Source organism: Chryseobacterium metallicongregator (assembly GCF_031324065.1).
Classification (GTDB): domain Bacteria; phylum Bacteroidota; class Bacteroidia; order Flavobacteriales; family Weeksellaceae; genus Chryseobacterium; species Chryseobacterium metallicongregator.
This window is the reverse complement of record NZ_JAVIXS010000015.1, coordinates 116,928-141,688: the sequence shown is the minus strand read 5'-3', so window position 1 is coordinate 141,688 and position 24,761 is coordinate 116,928. Positions and strand designations below refer to the sequence as shown.

At 36.3% G+C, this 24,761-nt stretch carries 21 protein-coding genes; 15 read left to right on the top strand and 6 right to left on the bottom strand.

Going from position 1 to position 24,761, the window contains the following annotated elements:
• The first annotated feature begins 134 nt into the window (after positions 1-134).
• Positions 135-1,889 carry a hypothetical protein gene (locus REB14_RS16035; protein WP_309522670.1) on the top strand — a complete coding sequence of 585 codons (1,755 nt, stop codon included), beginning with the start codon at positions 135-137 and terminating at the stop codon, positions 1,887-1,889.
• Positions 1,890-2,171: 282 nt separating this feature from the next.
• On the opposite strand, the gene cobC is transcribed toward REB14_RS16035, so the two are convergent.
• Both cobC and REB14_RS16025 read right to left on the bottom strand, forming a co-directional pair.
• Positions 2,172-2,726, bottom strand: coding sequence for an alpha-ribazole phosphatase family protein (gene cobC, locus REB14_RS16030; RefSeq protein ID WP_309522669.1), 555 nt, complete (start codon positions 2,724-2,726; stop codon positions 2,172-2,174).
• Complete coding sequence (locus REB14_RS16025) at positions 2,711-3,493, bottom strand: adenosylcobinamide-GDP ribazoletransferase (protein ID WP_309522668.1); 783 nt, start codon at positions 3,491-3,493, stop codon at positions 2,711-2,713. The genes cobC and REB14_RS16025 overlap by 16 nt, the downstream gene beginning before the upstream one ends.
• A 163-nt stretch (positions 3,494-3,656) precedes the next feature.
• Here REB14_RS16025 and REB14_RS16020 point away from each other — a divergent pair, with 163 nt between their 5' ends.
• On the top strand, positions 3,657-4,664 hold the full coding sequence (locus REB14_RS16020; protein WP_309522667.1) for a hypothetical protein: 1,008 nt from the start codon (positions 3,657-3,659) through the stop codon (positions 4,662-4,664).
• 58 nt (positions 4,665-4,722) lie between these two features.
• On the opposite strand, the gene cobT is transcribed toward REB14_RS16020, so the two are convergent.
• Positions 4,723-5,730: a nicotinate-nucleotide--dimethylbenzimidazole phosphoribosyltransferase gene (cobT, locus tag REB14_RS16015; RefSeq protein WP_309522666.1), complete on the bottom strand. Its 1,008-nt coding sequence runs from the start codon at positions 5,728-5,730 to the stop codon at positions 4,723-4,725.
• A 390-nt stretch (positions 5,731-6,120) separates the two neighbouring features.
• On the opposite strand from cobT, the gene REB14_RS16010 reads away from it, so the two are divergent.
• From REB14_RS16010 to REB14_RS15995, 4 genes are read left to right on the top strand one after another with little or no spacing between them, the layout of a single operon-like run.
• Positions 6,121-6,870 (top strand): nucleotidyltransferase domain-containing protein, encoded by a 750-nt coding sequence (locus tag REB14_RS16010; protein ID WP_309522665.1) that lies wholly within the window; start codon positions 6,121-6,123, stop codon positions 6,868-6,870.
• An 11-nt stretch (positions 6,871-6,881) separates the two neighbouring features.
• Positions 6,882-7,526 carry a hypothetical protein gene (locus REB14_RS16005; RefSeq protein ID WP_309522664.1) on the top strand — a complete coding sequence of 215 codons (645 nt, stop codon included), beginning with the start codon at positions 6,882-6,884 and terminating at the stop codon, positions 7,524-7,526.
• Positions 7,523-8,254: an ATP-grasp domain-containing protein gene (locus REB14_RS16000; protein ID WP_309522663.1), complete on the top strand. Its 732-nt coding sequence runs from the start codon at positions 7,523-7,525 to the stop codon at positions 8,252-8,254. The genes REB14_RS16005 and REB14_RS16000 overlap by 4 nt, the downstream gene beginning before the upstream one ends.
• A gap of 34 nt (positions 8,255-8,288) precedes the next feature.
• Positions 8,289-9,395, top strand: coding sequence for a nucleotidyltransferase domain-containing protein (locus tag REB14_RS15995; protein WP_309522662.1), 1,107 nt, complete (start codon positions 8,289-8,291; stop codon positions 9,393-9,395).
• 128 nt (positions 9,396-9,523) lie between these two features.
• Here REB14_RS15995 and REB14_RS15990 read toward each other — a convergent pair whose 3' ends face one another.
• Positions 9,524-9,865: a TfoX/Sxy family protein gene (locus REB14_RS15990; RefSeq protein ID WP_309522661.1), complete on the bottom strand. Its 342-nt coding sequence runs from the start codon at positions 9,863-9,865 to the stop codon at positions 9,524-9,526.
• 168 nt (positions 9,866-10,033) lie between these two features.
• Between REB14_RS15990 and REB14_RS15985 the strand changes: the two genes are divergently transcribed.
• The 7 genes from REB14_RS15985 (at position 10,034) to REB14_RS15955 (ending at position 19,387) form a co-directional block, all read left to right on the top strand.
• Entirely contained in the window at positions 10,034-10,549 is a 516-nt protein-coding gene (locus REB14_RS15985; protein WP_309522660.1) for a DUF2975 domain-containing protein, read from the top strand.
• Position 10,550: 1 nt separating this feature from the next.
• Positions 10,551-10,754: a helix-turn-helix domain-containing protein gene (locus REB14_RS15980; RefSeq protein ID WP_002980904.1), complete on the top strand. Its 204-nt coding sequence runs from the start codon at positions 10,551-10,553 to the stop codon at positions 10,752-10,754.
• Between the two features lie 184 nt (positions 10,755-10,938).
• Positions 10,939-11,811, top strand: a complete 873-nt coding sequence (locus REB14_RS15975; protein WP_309522659.1) for an ABC transporter ATP-binding protein — start codon at positions 10,939-10,941, stop codon at positions 11,809-11,811.
• 2 nt (positions 11,812-11,813) lie between these two features.
• The gene (locus tag REB14_RS15970; protein ID WP_309522658.1) at positions 11,814-15,056 is read left to right on the top strand and encodes an ABC transporter permease/M1 family aminopeptidase; all 3,243 of its coding nucleotides are present in this window, start codon (positions 11,814-11,816) and stop codon (positions 15,054-15,056) included.
• 102 nt (positions 15,057-15,158) lie between these two features.
• Positions 15,159-15,599, top strand: a complete 441-nt coding sequence (locus REB14_RS15965) for a MarR family winged helix-turn-helix transcriptional regulator (RefSeq protein WP_079240918.1) — start codon at positions 15,159-15,161, stop codon at positions 15,597-15,599.
• 6 nt (positions 15,600-15,605) lie between these two features.
• Positions 15,606-18,023: a TonB-dependent receptor domain-containing protein gene (locus REB14_RS15960; protein ID WP_309522657.1), complete on the top strand. Its 2,418-nt coding sequence runs from the start codon at positions 15,606-15,608 to the stop codon at positions 18,021-18,023.
• 149 nt (positions 18,024-18,172) lie between these two features.
• Positions 18,173-19,387, top strand: a complete 1,215-nt coding sequence (locus REB14_RS15955; protein WP_309522656.1) for a hypothetical protein — start codon at positions 18,173-18,175, stop codon at positions 19,385-19,387.
• Positions 19,388-19,474: 87 nt separating this feature from the next.
• On the opposite strand, the gene REB14_RS15950 is transcribed toward REB14_RS15955, so the two are convergent.
• Positions 19,475-21,748, bottom strand: a complete 2,274-nt coding sequence (locus REB14_RS15950) for a polyribonucleotide nucleotidyltransferase (protein WP_034692249.1) — start codon at positions 21,746-21,748, stop codon at positions 19,475-19,477.
• A 439-nt stretch (positions 21,749-22,187) separates the two neighbouring features.
• Here REB14_RS15950 and REB14_RS15945 point away from each other — a divergent pair, with 439 nt between their 5' ends.
• Positions 22,188-23,609, top strand: a complete 1,422-nt coding sequence (locus tag REB14_RS15945) for a sugar MFS transporter (RefSeq protein ID WP_079240916.1) — start codon at positions 22,188-22,190, stop codon at positions 23,607-23,609.
• A 125-nt stretch (positions 23,610-23,734) separates the two neighbouring features.
• Complete coding sequence (locus REB14_RS15940) at positions 23,735-24,094, top strand: DUF4260 domain-containing protein (protein ID WP_309522655.1); 360 nt, start codon at positions 23,735-23,737, stop codon at positions 24,092-24,094.
• Positions 24,095-24,482: 388 nt separating this feature from the next.
• Here the strand turns inward: REB14_RS15940 and rpsO are convergent, their stop codons facing one another.
• Positions 24,483-24,752: a 30S ribosomal protein S15 gene (gene rpsO / locus REB14_RS15935; protein ID WP_034692246.1), complete on the bottom strand. Its 270-nt coding sequence runs from the start codon at positions 24,750-24,752 to the stop codon at positions 24,483-24,485.
• Positions 24,753-24,761 lie beyond the last annotated feature (9 nt).

Sequence of the window (24,761 nt, the reverse complement as noted above, 5' to 3'; positions counted from 1 at the left end):
TTATAAGGCAAAGGGAGTTCCTATATTTTTTGGATAAATCACTCCCCGCTTTTTATAAACTATAGGTAAAAGGAGTTCCTATACCCTTCACTTTTAATGAATCTACTCCTCACTTATTTTTTAAAATTAAAACAATGAAAACACTACAATTATTCAATGCTGTACTGGCCAGAAAATCTGATGGAAAACCATTTATTTCTAATGATGGATTCATCATTGAACCAGATGCTTTATGGGCAAAAAATGAAATCATCTCTTTTTATGCAAAGGAAAAACTGAATGGTAATGATTTGAATAAAACCTTTCATAAATCCTGGGAAAAAATAAAGAACACTTCCAGAATTGATTTATTTTTTGAACAGATCACCCATTATATTTCAACGTATGGAAGTGATTTCCAAAGTGAAATCTATATTCCCAATGAAATCTTGAATGTTCCTGACATGAAGCTGGTTTTTAAAGTTATCAAAGCCTACTCTGTGGAAGAAATGCAGGAAAAATGTCTTGCTCTTTTAAGATCAGGTATTGCTTTAAAAGAAGAAACCATTGATGATTTGCTTTCTGTTTTACATACAGAGCTGGAATATGATTTTACCGGAAAAGAAAACATCAGAAATAAAGAAGCGGTTATAAAAATAGCTGACCTTTATGATATTTATCCTGAAAATCCCGTTGAGTTTTTCCGTTATGTTATTTATAAAACAACGAATACAACGCTTTTAATCAAAAACGATGATTTGATTGATGTAATCAAGCAGAGTAATTTCAATCCGACATCCTTATTTGAAAGCTTTGGAATGGAGAAAATGGCGGAAATTTTCAATAGATTTAAGCCTTTATTCCTTGCTTATAAAAACAGAGCACCAAAAGCGATCAATAAAATATCAAAGTTATCTAAAGTATATCATAAGCCATTGATTTCAAACCCATTGAATGATGCCACAAATACTCTATTGGAAAACAGCGATTGGCACTGGCTGGAAAATGCAACACCGTTTGCGTTATTCAAAGCATTGTCAGCATGTTACTCAAGAATGTATGGTCAGGATACGTTTGTCTACAGAGTCCGAAACGGAAAATCATGGACTAAAAAAGGTAAGGAAACTTACGTGAATCAGTTCAATTATGATTTCATTCTGGATTTCTTGAAACTTAAATATGAAAACCTTTCCGGAAAGAAATTCTATTTCCCTGAAAATGTGGAATTCGCATTGCCAACTTCTGAAAAGATGTTTGTTGGAAACATTCCTACCGGAACACGTTTTTATGCGGATAGGCTGGCCGTAGGTATTTATTGGGAAGACCGATGGGGTGCTAATGACCTTGACCTTTCGGGATTGAATATCGCTGGAAAAATAGGCTGGAATGCCGCTTATAATCATGGTAACGGACAGTTGATGTATTCAGGAGATATGACTTCTGCTCCCAACGGTGCTGTGGAATATCTTTATGCCAATAAAGGTCTTTGTGAACCTACACTTGTCATGAACAACGTTTTCAGTGGAGATGCCAACTGTGGATATAAAATTGTGATCGGAAAAGGAGATGATATTTCCTACGATTATATGATGAATCCTAATCATCTCTTTGCTGAGGCCAGATGTAATTCTGTTCAGAAGCAAATGATTCTGGGAATGCTGGTGACAAAGAACGAAAAGCAATGTTTCGTACTGTTGAATTTCGGAGCAGGGCATTCACATGTTTCAGGAAATAGCCAGGTTTCCATGATGGCCACAACGGCATTGTACCAGCAATGGTATGAAGCGATGCCTTTCAACGAGCTTATCAAAGAACTTGGAGGTGAGATTACCACAGAAAAAGCAGAAGCTGATTTTGATTTCTCACTGGAAAGCCTGGAAAAAGATAGTTTTATCAGAATTTTTAAATAAATTCCATAACGTCATCTGATGGTATCGGGTGGCGTTTTTTTGTGGAATGTTATAGAAAAAATGTTGGATAACCATCCCGTTAAAAATTCTTTGAATTTTCGCCACCCTTCCGAAGGAGGGGAATTTTCACATCTTCGGTTGAGAGGTTGGTTAGGATTGTACTTTTGGTAAAAGAAGGCTGGATTCCTGCGGAATGACCCATTTGTAATGATGGTTTACCCACACAGTTTGTCATTCCGTAGGAATCTAAACAATTCATCTCAGTATAGAACTTTTCCAATGCTATACATTCATCTTTTTAACAGAAAATAGTCCTTCATTCTCATTAATAATCACTTTCTTTCCATAATCAATCTGGATGCTGAACATATTTTCCAGCGGAAACTGAAGAACAGCCTGAAGGATCAGACGAATCACTCCGGCATGGGCGATGATGAGTATTTTTTCCGCTTCTTTTTTCTGAATCAGTTCGTTCCAGAAAAGGAGAACACGAGCCTGCATTTCAAGCAGATTTTCTCCTCCTGAAGCATTGATATTAACAAAATCTTGATACCAGGGATTGATTTCTTCTTCTGGAATATCCGTCCATTTTTTCATTTCCCAGTTCCCGAAATTCATTTCACGCAGTCTTTCATCTATCTGATAATCCAACTTGAAAAAATCAGCCAAAAGACGGCAGCGTTGAGAAGGGCTTGAAATAATTACGTCGTAATCCTTGTCTATATCCAACGTTTTAAAATCTTCAGTGAAATCTTTACGTAAAGGCATTTCAGCAAAACCATAACAGAGGTTTTCCGGATTGTCTACAGCAGTATGACGGATCAGATGAATTTCCATACGATGATTGTTCCTAAATAAAATAAAACTTCACAAACCTGCTGTACAGAACCCAGACAATCTCCTGTGTAGCCTCCAATATGTTTTTTAAAATACCAGCCCATATAGATTTTCCCTAAATAGGCCAGACCAAAAGCAAAAATCAGCCGCCAGTCCGGAATCAGGACAAAAGCCATTAAAACACTGATGAATCCTATTAGCAAAGCCATTCCGTCCAATGGTTTATTGGCTAAAGGCTTTGATTTGCTGACATCAATATCAGTAACATACTGATGGGTATAAATCATTGTTCCTGAAATAAACCGGCTTGACGTATGAGCTAAAACAATGATCCCTAAAACTTTCAATGAATCCATAACTCCCAAAGCCTGGATGCTGTAGAATTTTAGAGCAAAAAGCAGGATAATACCAATGGTTCCGTAGGCTCCTACCCGACTGTCTTTCATAATAGTCAGAATTTTTTCTTTCCCATATCCGCCTCCGAAACTATCGCACATATCTGTAAAACCATCTTCATGAAAAGCTCCAGTCAGCAAAACACTGGCGATCATCATTAAAACAATCCCTATTTCCAGATTAAAAAGCATTGTGGAAAGATAAAGAATCACAGCATTAATCAGTCCTATTACCAGCCCAATCCACGCGAAATATTTTTGAGATTTGTTCATAATCTCACCGGAATAAGGAAGGGTAAACGGAAGCGGAATTCTTGTAAAAAACATCAATGCCGTTGCAAAGTAGATCAGTTCATTTTTGAGGACTTTCATCTGTTCGTTTTAATATAAAACTGGATTAATCAATTTCTGTAAAATTAGGAAAGCTTTTAACAATGATAAAGGGATCGATTGAAAAAATACAAAACATGAATCTTATCATTTTAAATTTATCCTTTTATCTCCGGAGTATTTTTAGTTTTGCACCATAATAACCATGAAAAAAGAACAAATGAAAAAAGCGTATTTCGTTGGATTATGTCTTATATCCATAGTAAGCTGCTCGGCTCCCGGTGATGAACTGGACAATGTAAATGAATCACCAACCTTAAATGCATCCGGCAATAACATGATGGCGAAAGGAGGCTTCAGAGATAATCCTGATACACCAACTCCTCCTCCTGCAGGAATCTGGACTAAATTCTTCTCTTTAACTAATCCTATTTACGGATTTTACAGTAACCATACCAAGAAACATTTGTACATTAACTATTCTCGGGTAGAAATGCTTCCAAAGTCATATTCAGGATTGAGTTATTATTATCTGGACAGATTAATAGGCTCTGCAGATGGGCCTGGCCCGGCCATTTCAGCCTGGTTCAATACCATTACGAATGATCAGGTATTAACAACCAATCCTAATGAAATCAATGGGCAAAGTAACTGGGAAAAAAGCAACCTTGGTACCAGCTATAATGGTGATGAACCAGGAAGTTTTCCGATTTACAGGTACTTCAATGGTGATAAAAAAACACACTTCTACACCAGAGACAAAAATGAATTGGGAGATGGAAAAGACGGCTATGTTTATGAAGGAATTGCTTTCTACCTTAAAGATTCACCACCAAAAGATTTTAGAATCCGTGACGGAGAATTATTCCAGGATAACAATACAGGAACTCTTTACATCGTATTTGAAAGTACCCTGAGACGTATTGAATCTTTTGCAGTGATCAATAATCTGTTTGCCGTTCAGGGCAAAGCCTATCTGCTCTCTAAAGTGAATATAGAAGAGTACACCGGAGAAAGAGGGGCTGATATCACTTCTTCTACGCAACTTGTACAAAATACCAATGATGGCAAAATGTATTTGGTTGACGATGGATTATACAGGTATATTCCTTCTATGCAGATATTTAATACCTATAAATTTAATCCGGATGCTATTCAACATAAGCCTGTACGTATGATGTTTAAAGGTAAAGATGTTGCTAAAACTTACTAGTATTTTTCATTTCTATACGATAAAAGGGGCTTCATCGCCCCTTTATTATTTTGTATAACTAAGATGACTTATTGGAAATATGAGCATCTTCAAAGCTGGACATTTCATTCAGGAAATTAACCGCACTCTGAATAATCGGATAAGCCAATGCACAGCCTGTTCCTTCTCCGAGGCGCAGATTCAGATTGAGAATGGCTTGCTCTCTCATTAACCCTAACAACTGAGGATGGGCATTTTCATTGCTTACATGACAGAAGATACAGTTGTTCAACACTTCAGGATTCTTTTTCCAGACCGTGGCTACAGCAACCGTTGCAATAAATCCGTCTACCATGATCAGCATATTGTGATGATAAGCTTCTTCTATGGCTCCAATCATTTGGGCAATCTCCAGTCCGCCAAATGTTTGAGCAATTTCATCCTCGTTCATTTCAGCCGGATATTTTTCAATAGCTTCTTTTAAAATACTGACCTTATTGTCTAACTGATGATCATTCAGTCCCGTTCCTCGTCCGATACAATTGATAATCGGAATGTCAAAGAGCTTGCTCATCATCAAAGAAGAAGCGGAAGTATTCCCGATTCCCATTTCACCGAAGCCAATAATATTGCAACCTTTTTTCGCAATATCATTCACCACAGCTTTTCCATTTTTAAGCGCCTGCTGATATTCTTCAGGAGTCATGGCAGGTTCTTCCAGAATATTACGGCTGGATTTTCTTACTTTTTTATCCACCAGATCCAATCCTTCCGGAAAGTCGAAATTGACTCCGGCATCCACAATTTTGATTTTAATATCATTCTGCCTGCAAAACACATTAATGGCTGCCCCTCCGCCAAGGAAATTCATCACCATCTGGTAGGTGACTTCCTGTGGATAGGCACTTACTCCCGCCGTGGCTATCCCATGATCGGCCGCAAAAACCACCATATGAGGATTCATTAAATGCGGTGAAGTGGTTTTCTGAACCATTCCGATTTTGTGGGCAATATGTTCAAGATGTCCTAATGCCCCTAACGGCTTTGTTTTAAAATCAATTTTATGCTGTAATTCTGATGATAACATGGATGTTTATAGTTATGTTAAATGGAAAAATGCAATATTAGTAAAATTCAATGAGTCTTTTTCTTTTGTCTTGACACAAAAGAAACAAAAGGTCAAGACCTTGAAAATTGAGCTAAAAATAAAATGTGTTCTCTAAAATTCTAAACTCGTGCGAATTCATTATTACTTTTTTGCATCAATATATTTGTCGCACTCAGACAGGAGAATTTTCTTAACGTTCACACAATTTATTTTTTTGATGCACAATTTTCAAAGGTCAAAAAAAATTTTGGCCACAGCATTCACTTACCCCCAAACTCACAAACCCGAAACGCGCACCTCGAAACTTAAAACAGCTACGCGAGTACATTGCGCACTTCATCTTTTACTTTGCACTATAAATACAAAACAATGACACCAAAAATACTTGAAAAAATAAAAGAAGTAGAAGCAGCACGTGGCGTAGAAGTCCTTCTTGCTGTAGAATCAGGGAGCAGAGCCTGGGGTTTTGCGTCTCCTGACAGTGATTATGATATACGTTTTATATACAGGCATGAAAAAGACTGGTATCTTTCCCCTTGGGACAAGGATGAAACGATAGAATTTATGACAAAAGATGATCTTGACGGCTCCGGATGGGATTTGCGAAAGACCTTTCATCTCTTACTGAAGTCGAATGCGGCATTGCTAAGTTGGTTTTATTCTCCTATCGTTTACAAAGCGGACGAAAAGTTTGTTGATCTTTTCAGATCTCTGGCAGATGCCTGTTTTTCTCCGGTAGCCGTTTCTTATCATTATTTAAGCATGAGCAAGAAATATCTGGAAGCGTGCAGAAGTGATGAAGTAAAATTAAAAAGCTACTTCTATTGCTTACGAACCACATTAACAGGAAAATGGATCATAGAAAAAGGAACAGTTCCGCCTGTATTATTCAGTGATCTGCTTGTTTTAACCAATGACGAAACCAGACGGAAAATAGAAGATCTTATCGCCTTAAAAGCAACCAAAGGAGAATCCTATTATCATCCGAACGATTGGGAACTGTTTGATTTTCTGGAGAAAACAATCGTAGAAAATGAAGAAAAATCGAAAAGTCTGTCAGGAGGAAAGGCTGATAAGGGTGAGATGGAGAGGGTTTTTAGGAAGATATTAGCACTATAAATCAAACCAATATGCAGCAATTATCTGAAAGAGCATTACATTTTATTGAAAAAGCCGGAAGAAACAAGGAATATGAAATTGATTTAGGGATTTTAGAAAATCATCTCAGATTTTATCATCTTCAAAATTCTTCTGAAATTATAAGCTTTCAGGAAAAATTTTCAGGATTAAATATTTATGATATTATACTTCATATTTTTACATCCAAACAAATAAAAGAAAATAAAGGAGTAAATACCTACCATTGGAAAGGGCAAACTTTGTTTTCGATTAATGATAGTTTGTACATTGCTGAAAATGGTGAAATTTTCATTAGAGACTGTGGCTGTGAATCATGGGATTTTTACTCTTATTTTGAAAGTTTTGAAACATTTATTGAACAACAGGCTTTTTTTGAAGAATACAGATACTATATGAAACTTCCAGGGCTTGGAAATAACTGGGTTGATCCTATTGATTTGCTTTCAGATTATTTCTCAGATTATGAATTTATTGCTGAATGTTCTGACAAGTACCATCGTATTTGGAAAAACGAAATAAATATAATCCACGCAAGATTATACCCTGAAGGATGGAGTCTTTTTATTGATGGTATATCTGAAGATGAACGGCATGCATTAATACAAAAATTAAAAACAGAAAAAAAAATTACATGAAAAATATAATCGCACTCTCTCCCATGTATACGGAGGACAGTAATAACCTGAAGAAAGCATCACTCAATACTTCCTATGAGCTAAACCGTTTCAATGCAAAATGGAATGTTCCTGAAGAATTTCGTAAGGACGTGATTGCGGTATATGGTGAGGATATCTATGCAGAAATTGTTGCGGAACAATGTAATCTAACATTAACAAAACCTAATGATAACTGGCTTTCAAAAATTTCAGAAGAATTTACAAAGCGTAAAATTGTTTACGGAAAGCTGAAAGATTTCGTACATGAAGAAAATATATTCATTAAATGTTCAGACTTTAAAAGCTTTAAAGCAGGGATTTTCAATAAAGTTACAGATATCAAAGGCTTTGAAACGCTGGATCTGGAAAACACGGTTTTCACTTCTGAAATTGTAGAGTGGGAACTTGAAGTGAGATGTTTTGTTTTAAATAATGAAATTAAAACCTATTCTTCTTATTGGCGAAATGATGCTTTCGATACCAGTATACTGTCGGAAAAAGAACAGAACGATATGCTTGCTTTCTTTGAATCATTTATCCAAAAATACTCCTCTACACTGCCTTCTGCAATTGTACTGGATTTTGGAATTATAAAAGGAAAAGGCTGGGCTTTAATTGAAGCAAATCCTGCCTGGTGTTCCGGATTGTATGCATGTGATGCTGAAAAAGCTTTGGAGGTAATTGTAAACAGCTGTATTAAAAATTAGAATCTCAAAAAAAATATAAATATTGATTTTATAAATGACCATCCAAGACCTAAAAAACAAAAACCTCCTCCTCTTCGAAGCCATTTCCGGAAGCCGTTCTTTTGGGTTGGCAACGGAGAATTCTGATACGGATATCCGTGGGGTATATTATCTGCCGAAGGAAGATTTCTTTGGGCTGAACTATATTCCGCAGATTTCCAATGAGACGAATGATATTACGTATTATGAAATCGGGAGATTTGTAGAATTATTGCAGAAAAACAATCCTAATATTCTGGAAATTCTGGCAAGTCCGGAAGATTGTATTCAATATAAACATCCGTTGATGGATCTATTGAAAACTGAAGATTTCCTGTCAAAACTATGTAAAGATACCTTTGCAGGCTATGCTGTTTCGCAGATTAAAAAAGCAAAAGGTCTCAATAAAAAGATTCTAAACCCTATTGATAAAGAGAGAAAATCAATCCTGGATTTCTGTTTTATTCTGGAAGGACAAGGTTCTGTACCTTTGAAAAAATGGCTGCATGAATTCCCCTCCTCTGGAGGGGTGCCCGAAGGACGGGGCGGTTTATCACAAGAGAAATGCGGACTAATAAACATTGACCATACAAAAGGAATGTATTCGTTATTTTATGATGAATCGGGAAAGTTGGGCTATAAAGGTGTTATTCATCATGAAGAAGCGAATCAGGTTTCCGTGTCCTCCATTCCTAAAAATGAAAAACCTGTTGCTTACCTGTTTTGCAACCTTGATGCGTACTCTGTGTACTGCAAAGATTATAGAGAATACTGGAAATGGGTAGCTGAGCGCAATGAAGACCGTTACAATGTCAATCAGACCCACGGACAGAATTATGACAGTAAGAACATGATGCACACCATCCGGTTGCTGCAGTCCTGTGAACAGATTTTTAAAACCAATTCATTGACTATCCGCGCAGAAAACCGTGACGAACTCTTAGACATCAAAGCAGGAAATCAATCTTATGAAAATGTAATGCAAAAGGCAGAAAACCTTATAGAATCTATAGAAAAACATTATTCTACATCAAATCTTCCTGAATATCCGGATTTAGACAAAACAACAAAAATCCTGATTGAAATAAGGAAAAAACTATACGGAGAGAATGATGAATTATAAATTATAAATTATAAATGATGAGTTATGAATGTGGGACTGTTAAATTCCAATGCTCCCACTCTCAAACTCTCTAACCCTCTCACTCTCCAACCCTCAAACTCTCCGACTCAAACCCTGCAATCCAAAACTCACTTCTTCGAAGCCTTTGCCATCGGGTTATAATCAAGACAGATTTTGATCCAGTATTCAAAATCTTCTGCTTTTTGAAAACCGATGGGTTCTACATAGCAATATCCATTTAACTGTTTTCCTTTCATGATCATCGGCAGAAAGCCTTTCTTTTCCGAAACTTCATCTTCCAGCTCAGGATCATAGCGGCACATCAGATTATCGTGACTGATGTTGATACACATCTTCCCGTTGACAAGAAAAGACAGTCCGCTGAACATTTTCTTTTCTTCAACCTCAATATTTTTTATTATTGAAAGCCTTTCACGTACCCGGTCGGCCAGTTCAGTACTGTAAGCCATGAGTTCAATTTTTTTGTTATTTAAAATTAATTAAAAACAATGATTATCACACTATTCCATTGAGATTCCTGAAACATATCAATCTGAAAAAAATAAAATTTTATTTAAATTAATTATTGTTTTACGATAATTAATTATACATTTGCAATATCAATTAAGTTTCATACCATGAACCAGACCAAAATTATTGCAAGAATTTTATTTTATATCTGTGCCTTGCTTTCGGCCGGATATTTAATCACTTTTATGTATTCCTTATTCTGTCTGATCACAGGATTTTCGGTTACGCCTTATAAAGAAGGAAAGTTCCTTCATGTCAATTATCCGTTTACAGAACAGCCGTTTCTGAATATCGAAAACAATTACCCTTATATGATCTTTTCTTTTATGTTGGTGCTTATCACTTATGGAACCTTTTTCTGGTTATCTGCCAAAGTTTTCAAAGTATTTTTCCAACAGAAGCTGTTTACTCAGGAAAATATCATTCAGCTTAAGAGATTTTACCTGTATAATATTTTCATTCCTCTTCCACTGGTTATTGTCGCGAGTTTCTTTGTGGAAGTAGAAAGTATGATATGGGGACTGGTGTTTATTCACTTTATGCTTGGAATTTTCTGTCTGTTTCTTGCGAATATCTTTAAGCAAGGACTACATTTGCAAAACGAACAAGACCTATTTATTTAAAATGCCAATTATAGTCAACTTAGATGTGATGCTTGCCAAACGAAAAATGCAGAGTAAAGAATTGGCAGAAAAACTGGGTATCACGCCCGTAAACCTCTCTATCTTAAAAACCGGAAAAGCCAAAGGTGTCCGATTCGATACCCTTGAAGCCATCTGTAAAATCCTGGAATGCCAGCCGGGAGATATTCTTGAATTTAAAGAGTAGACGGGATTCGGGGTGCGAGTTGCGGGTTTTGAGTTTGAAGGTGAGAGTGTTTGAGCATGGTATCTGAAACTTCCTCTAACCTCTAGCTTCTAGCCTCCTGCTTCTAGCTTCCAGCCACTAATTTCTAACTTCTAAAATCGCTGCCGAAAGGCCGCCTGTCCTTCTATTCCCCAAACACAACGTTATGAATACACTATCCATCACCAACCTCAGCCTTACCTATAAAAATGGTTTTCAGGCTATTAAAAACATTTCACTGGACATCAAAAACGGAATGTTCGGACTGTTGGGTCCCAACGGAGCCGGAAAATCTTCTTTGATGAAAACCATTGTCGGACTTCAGAAACCGACCTCCGGAACACTGTTGTTCAATGAAGTAGATATCGTCAAAAATCCGGATTATATCAAACAGAATCTCGGATTTCTCCCACAGGATTTCGGTGTATACCCGAAAGTTTCCGCGTATGATCTATTGGAACATATTGCCGTATTGAAAGGGATTACCAACAAAAGCGAACGTAAAAAACAAATTCTGGGTTTGCTTGAAAAAGTCAACCTTTCTGATTTTGCTAAAAAAGAAGTCCATACTTTTTCAGGGGGGATGAAACAGCGTTTCGGGGTTGCTCAGGCCTTATTAGGAGATCCGAAAATCATCATTGTAGATGAACCCACAGCAGGATTGGATCCGGAAGAACGCAACCGTTTTAATACGCTGCTCAATGATATCAGCCAGGATGTAATCGTTATTCTGTCTACCCATCTTGTTGAAGATGTCAGAAACCTTTGTTCGGAAATGGCAGTGATGAATCATGGGCAAATCCTCAGACAAGGAAATCCCGGAAAACTGATTGCAGAACTGGAAAACAGAATCTGGTCAAAACCCATTCACAAAGATGAACTGGAAACTTACCATTCCAGCTATGAAATCATCAGCAGACAGCTTTTGGAAAGAGAGCTTCACATCACGGTATTCTCTGAAGAATCTCCGAATGACTTCAGTTCCGTAACCCCTTTGCTGGAACACGTTTACTTCCACACACTCACCCAAAAACCTTAATCATGAATACGATATTTTTATTTGAAGCCGGACGCTCTTCCAAGCACTGGCTCACCTATCTTGTGGCCTTACTTTTAATAGGAATGGGCATCTTTTGTGGAAACCAGTTCAACCTTTCAGTAGGAGAAGGAATTTATTTAAACTCGCCCTACACCATTGGTTTTATGACCGGAATGCTGAGTCTTGCCGTAATTTTTTTCGCTACGGTTTATGCGTTGCAGCTGCTTTTTAAAGATCAGGATTCAAAATTTGACAGCATCCTTTTTTCTTTTCCTTTTTCAAAATTCTCTTATCTGAAAGGAAAATTCTACACCTATTTTCTACAGACATTTTTAAGCTTTTCTTTCTTAATGACAGGATTTATTATAGGTCAGATTATGCGTACGGGAAGTGAAATGCAGGAAGGTTTTAACATTCTTCATTATATGTATCCTTTATTCATCTTCGGGTTTATCAATAGCCTGATTGTCTGTAGTTTTCTGTTTCTCATTGCTGTTACGGTAAAGAGAAAATTACTGGTTGTAGTAGGTGGATTGCTTCTCTATGTTTTCTATATGATTATTCTGCTGTTTTCCAATTCACCCTTTATGGCGGGAAGTCTTCCCCAGTCACTGGAAATACAACAGTTTTCGGCTTTAATAGATCCTTTTGGATTATCCGCTTATTTTATGGAAGCTCGTGATCTTACGGTTGATCAGAAAAATATACAGATGGTTCCTTTTTCAGGATACCTTTTGTTTAACAGAATTTTATTCTTTTTTATATCTGTTGGAATTCTTCTGCTTTCACTCAAGCTATTTTCTTTCTCCAATACTTCAGGAAAGAAAGTAAAAATACTAGGAAATATTCTTACATTTTCTGAAAAAAATGAAGCAGAATATTCCACCGTTACGCACAAATTTAATGAATATAGTTCATTTCGATCTGTCCTTTCATTTGCCAAAACAGATCTTACCTATTTGTTTAAAAGCGTTGCGGTTCCGGCTGTTTCCATTCTGTTATTATTTTGCGTTGGGATGGAAATGTATGCCGAAATTGAAAAAGGAATCCGTCTTCCGCAGAAGTATGCAGGTTCAGGACTTATGGCGACAACCATTTCAGAGAATTTTCATCTGCTCGGACTTCTTATTTCGGCTTATTTCCTGAACGATGCCTACTGGAGAAGTTCTTCATCAGGGTTTTCTCTGATTGAAAACAGTACCTATTTATCAAAAAACCGGTTAACCGGACATTTTATTTCCATCAGCTTTCTGCTGTTCTTCTTTACCGGAATTTTAATTATTCAGGGAATTATTTTTCAGGCAGCCTATCAGTATTTTCATATTGACTGGAATGCTTATCTCGGTGTTTTTCTTTTCAATACCTTCCCTTTGATTCTGTTTTCCGGATTGATTCTTTTTATTAATGACAGAATTCCCCATAAATTCACAGCCCTTGGAGTTTCCATCCTTGCTGTCTTTATATTATCAGGTCCGGTTTCAGGGAAACTGATCTCCTATCCTCTCTTCAGGATTTTTTCTGATTTTAAAGGTACATACAGCGATTTTAACGGCTATGGAATCTATGAAAAGGCTTTTGCCCTAAGACTTTTATTCGGAACAGGGATTATCAGTATTTTATGGATACTCAACAGCATTATAAAAATTAAAAAAGTTCCTGTACTTGCATCTGGCTTCAGTATAATTCTGCTCATCTCAGGAATCTTTGCCGGAGTATTGTTTATGAAAGGTTATTTTCCAAAAAATGAAGATCGGGCTGTTCTAAGCTCTGCAGAATATGAAAAAAACTATCGGAAATATGAACATCTTCCACAGCCTGATATTTCTGATATTACCACAGAAATCAAACTCTTCCCTTCTGAAAATGCTTATCAGATCATAGGAAAATATATTCTTAAAAATCAAACCAATGAGCCTATTAGTAAGGTTCTGATCAATTTCAATGAGGATTTAAAACTGGAATCTGCTGTGTTAAAGTGTGGTACTGAAATCTCAAAAATTAATAAACATGTTACAGAAGTTTCATTACAACAACCTCTTTTACCAGGTAAAACAGCTTCTCTTGATTTTAAATTATCTTATCAATGGTTTGCTGTCAACGGTCACCAGTCCTTCAATGCCATTATTGAAGAGGGTTCTTTTATGAGAATCAGCAGGTATTATCCTACCATCGGTTATCAAAAAGATGATGAAATTCAGGATGAAAAAGAGCGAGGCCAATTCAAGCTTGGAAAACTCACTGAACTGAAGAAACCGGAAGCTCCTGAAATTTCAAAAAGGGATTTTATCAATTTGAATATGATTATTTCCACGGAAAAAAGCCAGACAGCCATTGGAACAGGAGATCTTATCAAAAAATGGTCCCAGCCCGGACGTAATTATTTCGAATATAAAGCAGATCAGATTCCTTTCAGGTTTGCCGTTTCATCAGCAGAATATAAGATCAAAAGTGAGAACTATAAAGGAATTGACATCAATATCTTTTATCATCAAAAGCACTTTGAAAATGTGAATCACCTTCTTGAAAATGCAAAGCTTACTTTAGATTACTGTCAGCAGAATTTTGGACAATATCCTTTTAAAAGCATCACTTTTGCAGAGATCTCTTCTTTTACCAAAGGTTTTGCAGCTACGGCCTATCCTTCTGCCGTCTTTATGCCGGAAAACATGATTTTTCACGCCAACATACAAGCCGATAAAAAACAGGATGTCATCAATGAACTGGCAGGTCATGAGCTTTCCCATCTCTGGTGGGGCAACAGTCAGATCAACCCGGATGACAGAGAAGGTTCTGTAATGCTTACCGAAACCCTGGCAATGTATACTGAAATGATGCTCTACAAAAAAATGCATGGCAGAGAAAAAATGATGGAAAGAATAAAAGTACATCAACAGATCTACGACAATGAAAAAGGACTGTCTGAAAATGTACCGATTTATAAAGCGACCGGAGATGTTCCGCATATTTCGTATTCCAAAGGAGCTGCAGCAATGGTAGAATTGAGTAATGTATTAGGTGAAGACAAACTAAATATAGCTTTGAAAAATTTCCTCAATAACAACCAATATCCCAAGAAACCTACTTCTCTGGATCTGATCAATGAGCTTTATAATGTTTCTCCGGATATTTCCACCAGAAAACAAATCGACAGATTATTTAAAACTATAGAAAATATAAATTTCACTTCAGGGTCTAAAAGTGCTTCTGTAAAGGCAAACCCCAAAGAAACAACCAACAGTTTTTAAATTTTTTGAAAATATTTTTTCAGGAATTGTAACAAAGTAAAATGATGATTTACTAATTAGTTGATATATCAATAATTGATACATCATTTTAAATCTGAAAATATGGAAAAATTAAATTCAATCATATTCTACAACATAGACAAAGCGATCAGAGCCTATAGAAACTATGCTCAGCGCCAGCTGAAAGTTCATGGTTACACGATCACTATTGATCAATGGCTTATCATCAAAGCGATTCTGGAAAACCCGGGAATTACCCAGAATGAAATTGGTGATCTTGTTTTTAAGGACAATGCTTCTGTCACGAGAATAATTGATTTAATGGTAAAATCCGAATACATTATCAGAAAAGTTCATCCTGAAGACCGAAGAAAAACCCAGCTGGAAGTGACAGATTCCGGGGTAAAAGTGATTAAAGAGGTTCAGAATATCGTAGAAAAGAACCGAAAAACAGCTTTAAAGGGCATCAGCAACAATGAACTGGAAGTGATGTATTCTGCTTTACTGAAAATTTCAGAAAACTGTCTCAACCCTAAAAAGTAAAACGTTATGACCAGAATATTCTCACTTATAATTGTCTGTATGCTGATGCTATTCAGCAGCAGGATTTCTGCCCAGCAGGCAATACAGAGTTTGACTTTGTCAGGAAATATCAAATCCGACAAAGCAGAGCAGATGGAGATCAATCTCTTTGACGCTGATCAGAAATTGATCAAAACAGAAATTGCTGATACCAATGGTAAGTTCAATTTTAATGATTTAAAAGAAGGAACTTATCAGGTAAAAATTAATAAAAACGGTACTGAGGTTTATCACTCAGAAAATATTTCATTAACCGAAAATAAGACCCTCAATCCCATTGACCTCAATGTAAAATCTATTGAAGGAGTTACCATTACGAAAACTAAACCTCTCATTGAAAGGCAGGATGGAAAAATGATCATGAACGTTGAAAACAGTATTGCCAGCACCGGAAATTCTGCTTTTGAAGTGTTGGAAAAGGCTCCGGGAGTGAACATTGATAACAATGACAATATCAGTCTTCGCGGAAAAGGAAATCTCTTAATTCAGATCGATGGCAAAAATACACCGATGACGGGAGCTGACCTTGCCAATTACCTGAAAGGAATCCCCTCTTCCACTATTGAAAAGATTGAATTCATCACCAATCCTTCTTCAAAATATGATGCTGCAGGATCTGCAATTATTAATATTAAACTTAAAAAAGAGCAGCGAAGAGGAACTAATGGAAGTATTTCCAGCTCTTTAGGATCAGGGAAATATGTGAAAAACAATAACAGTTTCAGTATTAATCACAGGAATAAAAACATCAATATTTTCGGAAATTACAGCTTTGCTTACAGGGAAGCTTATAATGGATTGGTGCTTGACAGAAATTTTTATGAAGCAAATACCTTTAAAAAAGCTTATGTACAGGACAATTATCTGAAATTCAAATTCAACAGCCATGTGGCCAAAGCAGGAATGGATTATTATCTGAATGACAAAAATGTACTTGGATTTTCCGTGGGACTGGTTTCCAACAAATTCAATGTGAACGGTGATAATTCCAATGTGACACTGGGCAGCAACTATCTTCCGGAAAGTACATTCACAACGGTCAACAGATCGAATGACCGCTGGACCAATGTTTCATTCAATCTTAATCATAAATATACGATTGATTCGTTGGGTTCTGATATTTCTACCGATTTTGACTACATTAACTACACTAATTCTTCTTTGCAGAGCTTTGATACCAGAACGCATGAAATTGCCAGTAACACAGATAATCTCGACATTATTAAAGGTGATATGGATGGAAAACTCAATATCTATTCTTTAAAGTCTGATCTTACAAAAAACTTCAGCAACGACTGGAAGCTGGAAAGCGGAGTAAAAACCAGTTTTGTAAAGACAGACAACGATCTGAAGTTCTTCAATGCGAGTTCTGGTGTTCCTATTCCGGATCTTGGAAAAACCAATCATTTTATTTATGAAGAAAACATCAATGCAGTGTACGGAAATGTATCAAAAAAATGGGAAAAATTTAAAGTAACAGGTGGTTTAAGGCTTGAAAACACGAATGTAAAAGGAACTCAGATTACCACTAACCAGATCAACAAGAGAAATTATACCCAATTGTTTCCAAGCGCTGTTTTGAGCTATGATCTGACAGAAAAAAGTAATCTTGAAATCAATTTCAGCAGAAGAATTACAAGACCTAGCTACAACCAGCTCAATCCTTTTAAATTCTATCTGGATCCTACCACTCTGAAAGCCGGAAATCCTGATCTGAACCCACAAATCACGATGAATTACGAATTAACGTATAGTCTGAGTAATAAATATTTCGCCACATTAAGCTACAGCAGGAATTCTGACAACATTACAGATATCTTAAAACCCATAACAGAAAACGGACAGATCGTAACTGTACAGACTATTGAAAACCTTAATTCTGCTTCTTATTTTGGATTAAACCTGATCGCTCCGGTGAAGGTGACCAAATGGTGGGATATGAACAACAGTGCCAATTTCTACTATGGTTCATACACCGGAAATGTCTCCGGAACGCAGATTAATAACCAGGGAAATTTTACGTTCAGTATCAACAGTATCAATTCCTTTAAACTGGGAAATGGTTTCACTGCTGAACTTACCGGAAATTACAAATCCAGAGAAGTCTATGCCTATCTGAATATGAGCCCCAACTGGTACCTGAATATCGGAGCACAGAAGAAGTTTAAAAACAACAGTGTATTGAAACTTTCCTTCACAGATGTTTTCTTTACCAGCAATATTAAAGGACAGACGGTTTATAATGATTATTTAGAAAACTTTGCAGTAAAAAGAGATACACGCGTAGCAACGCTCTCATATACCTATAATTTTGGTTCTTCCAAAAACGGACAGCCCAGAAAAACAGGCGGTGCTGAGGACCTGAAGCAGAGAGTGGGAAGTTAATTATAGTTTAGAAAGTTGGAAAGCTTGAATGACAGAGATTTTATCATAGTCGTTAAATTACTAGATCAAATTTTTAATAACATGCACTTCATATCAATAAATTGGAATATTAATTTATCATCCGTAACTTTATTAAAACTATAATTTAAATGAAAACAGTAAATGTTATAAGAATTTTTTTGGCATCACCAGGGGATGTATCAGCAGAAAGAGAAATGATTTTTGGTTTAAAAGACGATCTTGATGAACTCATTGGTAAAGACAAGGATTTGAAATTCGAGATTGTAAACTGGGAAAGAAATACTTATCCAGGTAAAGGTGAGGATGCTCAAGATGTAATAAATAAGCAAATTAACGATGAATATGACATCTTCTTAGGTATATTTTGGCAACGCTTCGGAACTCCAACTAATCGTTTCGAGTCTGGAACTTTAGAAGAATACGAAAGAGCTAAAATTAAATTCGATCGGGATTCTGAAAACACACACATTTTAATGTACTTTAAAAACCAAGAAGTTAATATGTATGATTTGGATTTAGAGCAATTTAAAAAAGTTAAAGAATTTAAATCAAAAATAGCAAATGAAGATGGAGTATATTATAGTATGTTTGAAAGGACCGAAGATTTAAAGAAAACGTTACAATTAAATCTTGCTAACTTAATTAGAGATAAATTTTCTAAAGAGAAAAAGTCATCAAATAATGAAAATCCTGACTTTGAAAAAAGCACTATACCTCAAGATTATGATAAATATGATTTATTAGCTCAAAAAATTGATGATGGAGAATATAATACAGAAAATCTCGATTTGTTAGAAGATATGGAAAAAGCATATAGCTCTCTACAAGACCTAACACTATCAACTAATAAAATAACAAATGTAATACGCTTTTTCACATCAAAGACTACTGAAAAAACAAATCAATTAGAAATAATAAATCAAATCAAAGATGAAAAATTCAGATTAATTAGAGCAAAGAAAATCACCAATAATTATGCTAAAGATTTAGATAATTATTCAGTTGATTTCGAAAATTTGTTACCTGAGTTTAAGACCTCTGTTAGCAATGTTATAGAGTCTTATTCTGAATTAATCCTAAAAACAATTAAATCTGATCATAAAGAAATTAAAAATGAAATAATAGAAATTGTTCCATCACTTATTGCAGGCATAGAGGGTGCACTAGATGGAGTTTCAAGTTTCTTGAATTCATTAATTGCGATTAGAATTCATCTTACTTCAACATTCAGTACTGCAAAAAGAAGAGCAGAACTTGCTACAAACAATGTTTTTAAAGAACTTATTAATGCTCGAAAGTTATTACAACAATTATTAAATGATAATTTAGGAGATTTGTCATAAATATTCCTTTTATTCTTTTCTAGCAATGACATACAAAGCAAAAATCCCTCAAATTGAGGGATTTTTTATGTTTAAGAATGAATCTTATTAAGCTTCGTTAGATGGAGTTTGGTTTTCCACTGGTTTTTCACTTTGTGGCTTTTCACCTTGTGGTTTCTGTCCTTCAGGTCTTCTTTGTCCCTCTGGTCTTCCTTGTCCTTCTGGTCTTCTCTGCCCTTCCGGTCTACCTTGTCCTTCCGGTCTTGGAGGTCTTGGCAAAAGAACTTTACGGGAAAGTTTCATTTTCTTACGGTCATCGTAACCCATGAACTTCACTTCTACCTCATCACCTTCTGCATAAGGAACTTTGTCTAAACGAGCCCACTCAATTTCAGAAATGTGAAGAAGTCCTTCTGTTCCTTTAGCAATCGCTACGAATGCACCAAAGTCCATTACTTTCACTACTTTACCTTTGTAAACTTCACCTATAACCGGTACGAAAGTAATTTCATTGATTCTTGCAATAGCAGCATTGATCTTCTCTCTGTCTGTACCAGAAATTTCGATACGTCCGATTTCTCCCATCTCTTCGATAGCAATAACCGTATCAGTATCTTTCTGTAACTGTTGGATAATTTTTCCACCAGGCCCGATTACAGCACCAATGAAGTCTTTTGGAATCTCCATTACTACCATTTTCGGAGCGTGAGGCTTCACATCTGCTCTTGGCTGAGAAATAGTTTCCGTGATTTTGTTCAGGATGTGTAATCTTCCGTCTTTAGCCTGCATCAAAGCCTTCTCCATGATATCCATAGAAAGTCCCTGGATTTTGATGTCCATCTGACAAGCTGTGATACCGTCTGCAGTACCTGTTACTTTGAAGTCCATATCTCCAAGGTGATCTTCATCTCCTAAGATATCAGAAAGTACAGTGAATTTACCTGATTTTGTATCAGTGATCAGACCCATTGCAATCCCTGAAACAGGTTTTGTGATCTGAACCCCTGCATCCATCAATGCTAATGTACCAGCACAAACTGTTGCCATTGAAGAAGAACCGTTAGATTCTAAGATATCGGAAACAATTCTGATTGTATATGGATTTTCTGCTGGAATTACTGCTGTTAAAGCTCTTTGAGCTAAGTTTCCGTGTCCTACTTCTCTTCTTGAAGTACCTCTTAAAGGTCTTGCTTCACCTGTAGAGAATGGAGGGAAGTTATAGTGTAAGAAGAATCTTTCGTCGTGTTGTGTGATTACGCTGTCGATCATGTTCGCATCTTTCACAGAACCTAAAGTTACCGCTGTCAGAGACTGAGTTTCTCCTCTTGTGAAAACTGCAGAACCGTGAGCTCCCGGAAGGTAATCAATTTCTGACCAGATTGGACGGATCGTTTGAGGATCACGACCATCAAGACGGATATTGTCTTCAAGAATCATCTGACGCATCGCTTCTTTCTCTACGTCATGGTAATATACTTTAACGAAAGGAGTTACTCTGGCCAATTCCTCTTCATTTTCAGCATATTGTGCTAAGAAATCTGCAAGAACTGCTTTGAATTTTTCTCCTCTTTCTTCTTTGTTAGATGGAGTTTTTGCTACTTCATATACTTTATCATAGCACTCTTTCCATACTTTTTCACGAATTTCTTCATCGTGATCTTCGTGGCTGTATTCTCTTTTAGGGAAAGATTTTCCTACTTTTTCAGCTAATCTCTCCTGAGCTTCGATCTGTTTTTTGATCTCAGCGTGAGCGAAGTTGATTGCTTCAAGCATTTCCTGCTCAGAGATCTCCTTCATTTCTCCTTCTACCATTACGATGGAGTCTTTAGTAGCTCCAACCATAATGTCGATATCTGATTTTAATAAATTCTCATAACTTGGGTTAACAGCCAATTGTCCGTCAATTCTTACTACTCTTGCTTCAGACATTGGTCCGTTGAAAGGAATATCTGTAATTGCAATAGCTGCAGAAGCTGCCAAACCTGCCAATGCTTCAGGCATTACTTCTTTATCGTAAGAAATTAATGAGATCATCACCTGTACTTCCGCGTGGAAATCTTCAGGGAAAAGAGGACGTAATACTCTGTCCACTAATCTCATTGTAAGCACTTCATCATCAGATGGTTTTGCTTCTCTACGGAAGAAATTTCCAGGAATTCTTCCACCTGCGTAGAATTTTTCTCTGTAATCTACCGTTAATGGTAAAAAGTCTACACCAGGATTGGCTTCTTTATTGGCTACAACAGTTGCTAAAAGCATTGTTCCGCCACATTTCACCACTACAGATCCGTCAGCCTGCTTAGCCAGCTTTCCCGTTTCGATAGTGATTTCCCTGCCGTCTGCAAGGATAATCGTTTCTGTAAACGCTTGAGGTATACTCATAAATTTGCTTCTTTATACTCCGTATTGAGTATGATTAATATTTAAACTCTTTAAATTTTCGTTTGCAAAGGTACTATATAATAATGATATATTAAATTTTTCGATTGCTTTAATAGGCATTTAAAATACAAAAAATTGGCTATCAATTGATGAAAGTTTGAAAATTTATACCAGTAATCTAAACTTATTCATCATTTCTGAAAACAAAAAAGCATTTTTTTGAGGATAATGTATTGAAAAATCCTGTCGTTTTTGTATTATTGTCTCAAAAAATGAAAATAAAACTTTAAACGGAAAAAAGTATCTGTTTCATTTTAAAAATTATTAAAATTATTGCAAACCAATAGGCTGATCCCTATATTTGCCCTACTTCACCAATTACAATGCTGTAGGCTAAAAAAAGTTAAGGAACTATCCTTATCCAGATAAATAAATGTTTATGATTAATAAAGAAGTACAATCTCAAAGCAGGAATTATACGGTTCCGTTGATTACCATCACCCTGCTGTTTTTTATGTGGGGATTCATCACCTGTATGAATGATATCCTGATCCCGTATCTGAAACAACTTTTCAATCTTACCTTTTTCGAATCCATGCTGGTACAGTTCTGTTTCTTCGGAGCTTACTTTATCGGATCACTGATTTATTTTATGATTTCCATTACGAAAGGAGATCCTATCAATAAATTAGGTTATAAGAAGGGAATTCTGTTCGGAATTTTTCTGGCAGCATTCGGCTGCGTTCTGTTTTATCCGGCAGCTACGTTTTCATATTATCCTCTGTTTCTGGGAGCTTTGTTTATTTTAGGACTCGGCTTTACAGTACTGCAGATTACAGCCAACGCTTATGTTTCCTTGCTGGGAAGTGAAGAATCTGCTTCCAGCCGACTGAACATGACTCAGGCATTCAATGCATTCGGAACCACCATTGCTCCGGTACTGGGAGGTCATCTTATTTTTGAATTTTTCTCTTCTCCGGACGGATCATTCAGTGCGGTGGCAACAAGAATTCCTTACCTTATTTTTGCAGGGATTCTTTTACTGGTTGCTTTATTGATTTCCAGAGTTAAACTTCCTTCATTCCAGATGGGTGAAGAAGAAATTGTGAAAGGTTGGGGAGCACTTGAATTCAGCCACCTGAAATTCGGAGTATTTGCCATGTTTTGCTATGTAGGAGGAGAAGTTGCCGTAGGAAGTTTTATCATCAGTTTCCTGGAGCAGCCACAGATTATGGGCTTTAATGAGATCATCAGTAAAAATTACCTTTCCTTATATTGGGGAGGAGCGATGATTGGCCGTTTTCTTGGAGCTATTTCTTTAAATCAATCAATAAGCCAAAGTAAAAAGGCAGTTTATATGCTGGGAGCAGCCGCTGCTGTTTTCCTTGTGATTTTCAGTATTGTTAATCTTACTTTCAGTCAGATCAGCTTTTTCATTGTGTTTATCATACTTAATTTTATTGCCTTTTTCGTGGGTAAAGCAGCTCCGGCAAGAACATTATCCATCTTCGCAGCAATTAATGTTATTCTATTAATTTCTGCAATGGTGAATCATGGTGAGCTGGCGATGTACAGTATTTTAGGAATCGGAATTTTCAACTCTATTATGTTCTCTAATATTTACACACTGGCTATTTCAGGACTGGGTAAATATACAAGCCAGGGATCTTCTTTAGTGGTAATGGCGATTCTGGGAGGAGCTATTGTTCCGATATTCCAGGGATATCTTGCAGATCAGTTCGGAGTACAGCATTCATTTATTATTCCTGTATTCTGCTATTTGGTTATTCTTATATTTGGAGCTTACTGTACCAAATATTTAGGTCATGTAGAAACTACAGAAACTAAATCAGGGCATTAAAATCAAATTCAATCAAAATGTATAAGGCGGAATATCTCAAAGGTATTCCGCTTTCTTTTTTCCAATCTAAAAATGTAACTTTTCGTCAGAAAAAGGAACTTATTTTACAGACTAACTCAATTATTATGAAAATACAGTTAAAGCTTGAATATACCGCATTTCTACTGTTAGGTATATATGCTTTTGCACAAACAGGATATTCCTGGTGGTGGTTTGTCGGATTATTTCTTGTTCCGGATATTTCTATGCTGGGATATATAGTTAATACAAAAGTTGGAGCTTTTTGTTATAATCTCTTCCACCATTTCGGAGTAGCTGTCATTGTTTATTTTGCAGGAACAGCCTTGTCTCTGCCCTATTTACAAATGATCGGAGCTATTTTGTTTTCTCACTCTGCGTTTGACAGAATTCTTGGGTACGGTTTGAAGTATCCGGATAGTTTTCAGAATACACATTTGGGGAAGATTGGGAAGAAGGCTGAATAGTGATGTTGTGAGCCACCCCGTCAAAAATTCTTTGAATTTTCGCCACCCCTCCGAGGGAGGGGAATTATAACGTCTTTAGTTGTGATGTTGGTCAGGATTGGAGTTTTTGTTGAGGCTTTTCTTGTTGGTTTAATACGGCTGGATTCCTACGGAATGACACAATTGGCGTATTGGTCTATCCATACAGTTTGCTATTCCGTAGGAATCTAAATACTCTTTTATCATCACATGAAATTCTAAGACTTTAAGAAATTTAAGTGTTCTTCTCAACCATTTCGTATTTTCTAAAAAAACTTTTGTGGCTTTTGTGATTAAAAATCCCCTGTTGTGTAAAAACAAAAAAGCAACCTCTTTCGAAGTTGCTTTTTATTTTGAAAATCTTTATAGATTATTTTCTTAAACCTAGTTCAGCAATAATTGCTCTATATCTTGCGATATCTTTGTTTTTAAGGTAATCTAATAAACTTTTTCTCTTACCTACCAATTTCACTAGAGATCTCTCTGTGTTGAAATCGTGACGATTAGCCTTTAGGTGTTGAGATAAGTGGTTGATTCTGAAAGTGAAAAGAGCGATTTGTCCTTCAGCACTTCCTGTGTCTTGTGCAGATTTTCCGTGTTTTGCGAAAATTTCCTGCTTTTTGTCTGTTGTTAAGTACATTCCAATATT

Coding starts and splice junctions, on each gene's coding strand:
- REB14_RS15990 (WP_309522661.1), bottom strand. CDS start 9,865: ATGGCTTACAGTACTGAACTGGCCGACCGGGTACGTGAAAGGCTTTCA.
- REB14_RS16010 (WP_309522665.1), top strand. CDS start 6,121: ATGACACCAAAAATACTTGAAAAAATAAAAGAAGTAGAAGCAGCACGT.
- REB14_RS15960 (WP_309522657.1), top strand. CDS start 15,606: ATGACCAGAATATTCTCACTTATAATTGTCTGTATGCTGATGCTATTC.
- cobC (WP_309522669.1), bottom strand. CDS start 2,726: ATGGAAATTCATCTGATCCGTCATACTGCTGTAGACAATCCGGAAAAC.
- REB14_RS15995 (WP_309522662.1), top strand. CDS start 8,289: ATGACCATCCAAGACCTAAAAAACAAAAACCTCCTCCTCTTCGAAGCC.
- REB14_RS15965 (WP_079240918.1), top strand. CDS start 15,159: ATGGAAAAATTAAATTCAATCATATTCTACAACATAGACAAAGCGATC.
- REB14_RS16020 (WP_309522667.1), top strand. CDS start 3,657: ATGAAAAAAGAACAAATGAAAAAAGCGTATTTCGTTGGATTATGTCTT.
- REB14_RS16035 (WP_309522670.1), top strand. CDS start 135: ATGAAAACACTACAATTATTCAATGCTGTACTGGCCAGAAAATCTGAT.
- REB14_RS15975 (WP_309522659.1), top strand. CDS start 10,939: ATGAATACACTATCCATCACCAACCTCAGCCTTACCTATAAAAATGGT.
- REB14_RS15940 (WP_309522655.1), top strand. CDS start 23,735: ATGAAAATACAGTTAAAGCTTGAATATACCGCATTTCTACTGTTAGGT.
- REB14_RS16025 (WP_309522668.1), bottom strand. CDS start 3,493: ATGAAAGTCCTCAAAAATGAACTGATCTACTTTGCAACGGCATTGATG.
- rpsO (WP_034692246.1), bottom strand. CDS start 24,752: ATGTACTTAACAACAGACAAAAAGCAGGAAATTTTCGCAAAACACGGA.
- cobT (WP_309522666.1), bottom strand. CDS start 5,730: ATGTTATCATCAGAATTACAGCATAAAATTGATTTTAAAACAAAGCCG.
- REB14_RS15980 (WP_002980904.1), top strand. CDS start 10,551: ATGCCAATTATAGTCAACTTAGATGTGATGCTTGCCAAACGAAAAATG.
- REB14_RS15970 (WP_309522658.1), top strand. CDS start 11,814: ATGAATACGATATTTTTATTTGAAGCCGGACGCTCTTCCAAGCACTGG.
- REB14_RS15985 (WP_309522660.1), top strand. CDS start 10,034: ATGAACCAGACCAAAATTATTGCAAGAATTTTATTTTATATCTGTGCC.
- REB14_RS15945 (WP_079240916.1), top strand. CDS start 22,188: ATGATTAATAAAGAAGTACAATCTCAAAGCAGGAATTATACGGTTCCG.
- REB14_RS15950 (WP_034692249.1), bottom strand. CDS start 21,748: ATGAGTATACCTCAAGCGTTTACAGAAACGATTATCCTTGCAGACGGC.
- REB14_RS16000 (WP_309522663.1), top strand. CDS start 7,523: ATGAAAAATATAATCGCACTCTCTCCCATGTATACGGAGGACAGTAAT.
- REB14_RS15955 (WP_309522656.1), top strand. CDS start 18,173: ATGAAAACAGTAAATGTTATAAGAATTTTTTTGGCATCACCAGGGGAT.
- REB14_RS16005 (WP_309522664.1), top strand. CDS start 6,882: ATGCAGCAATTATCTGAAAGAGCATTACATTTTATTGAAAAAGCCGGA.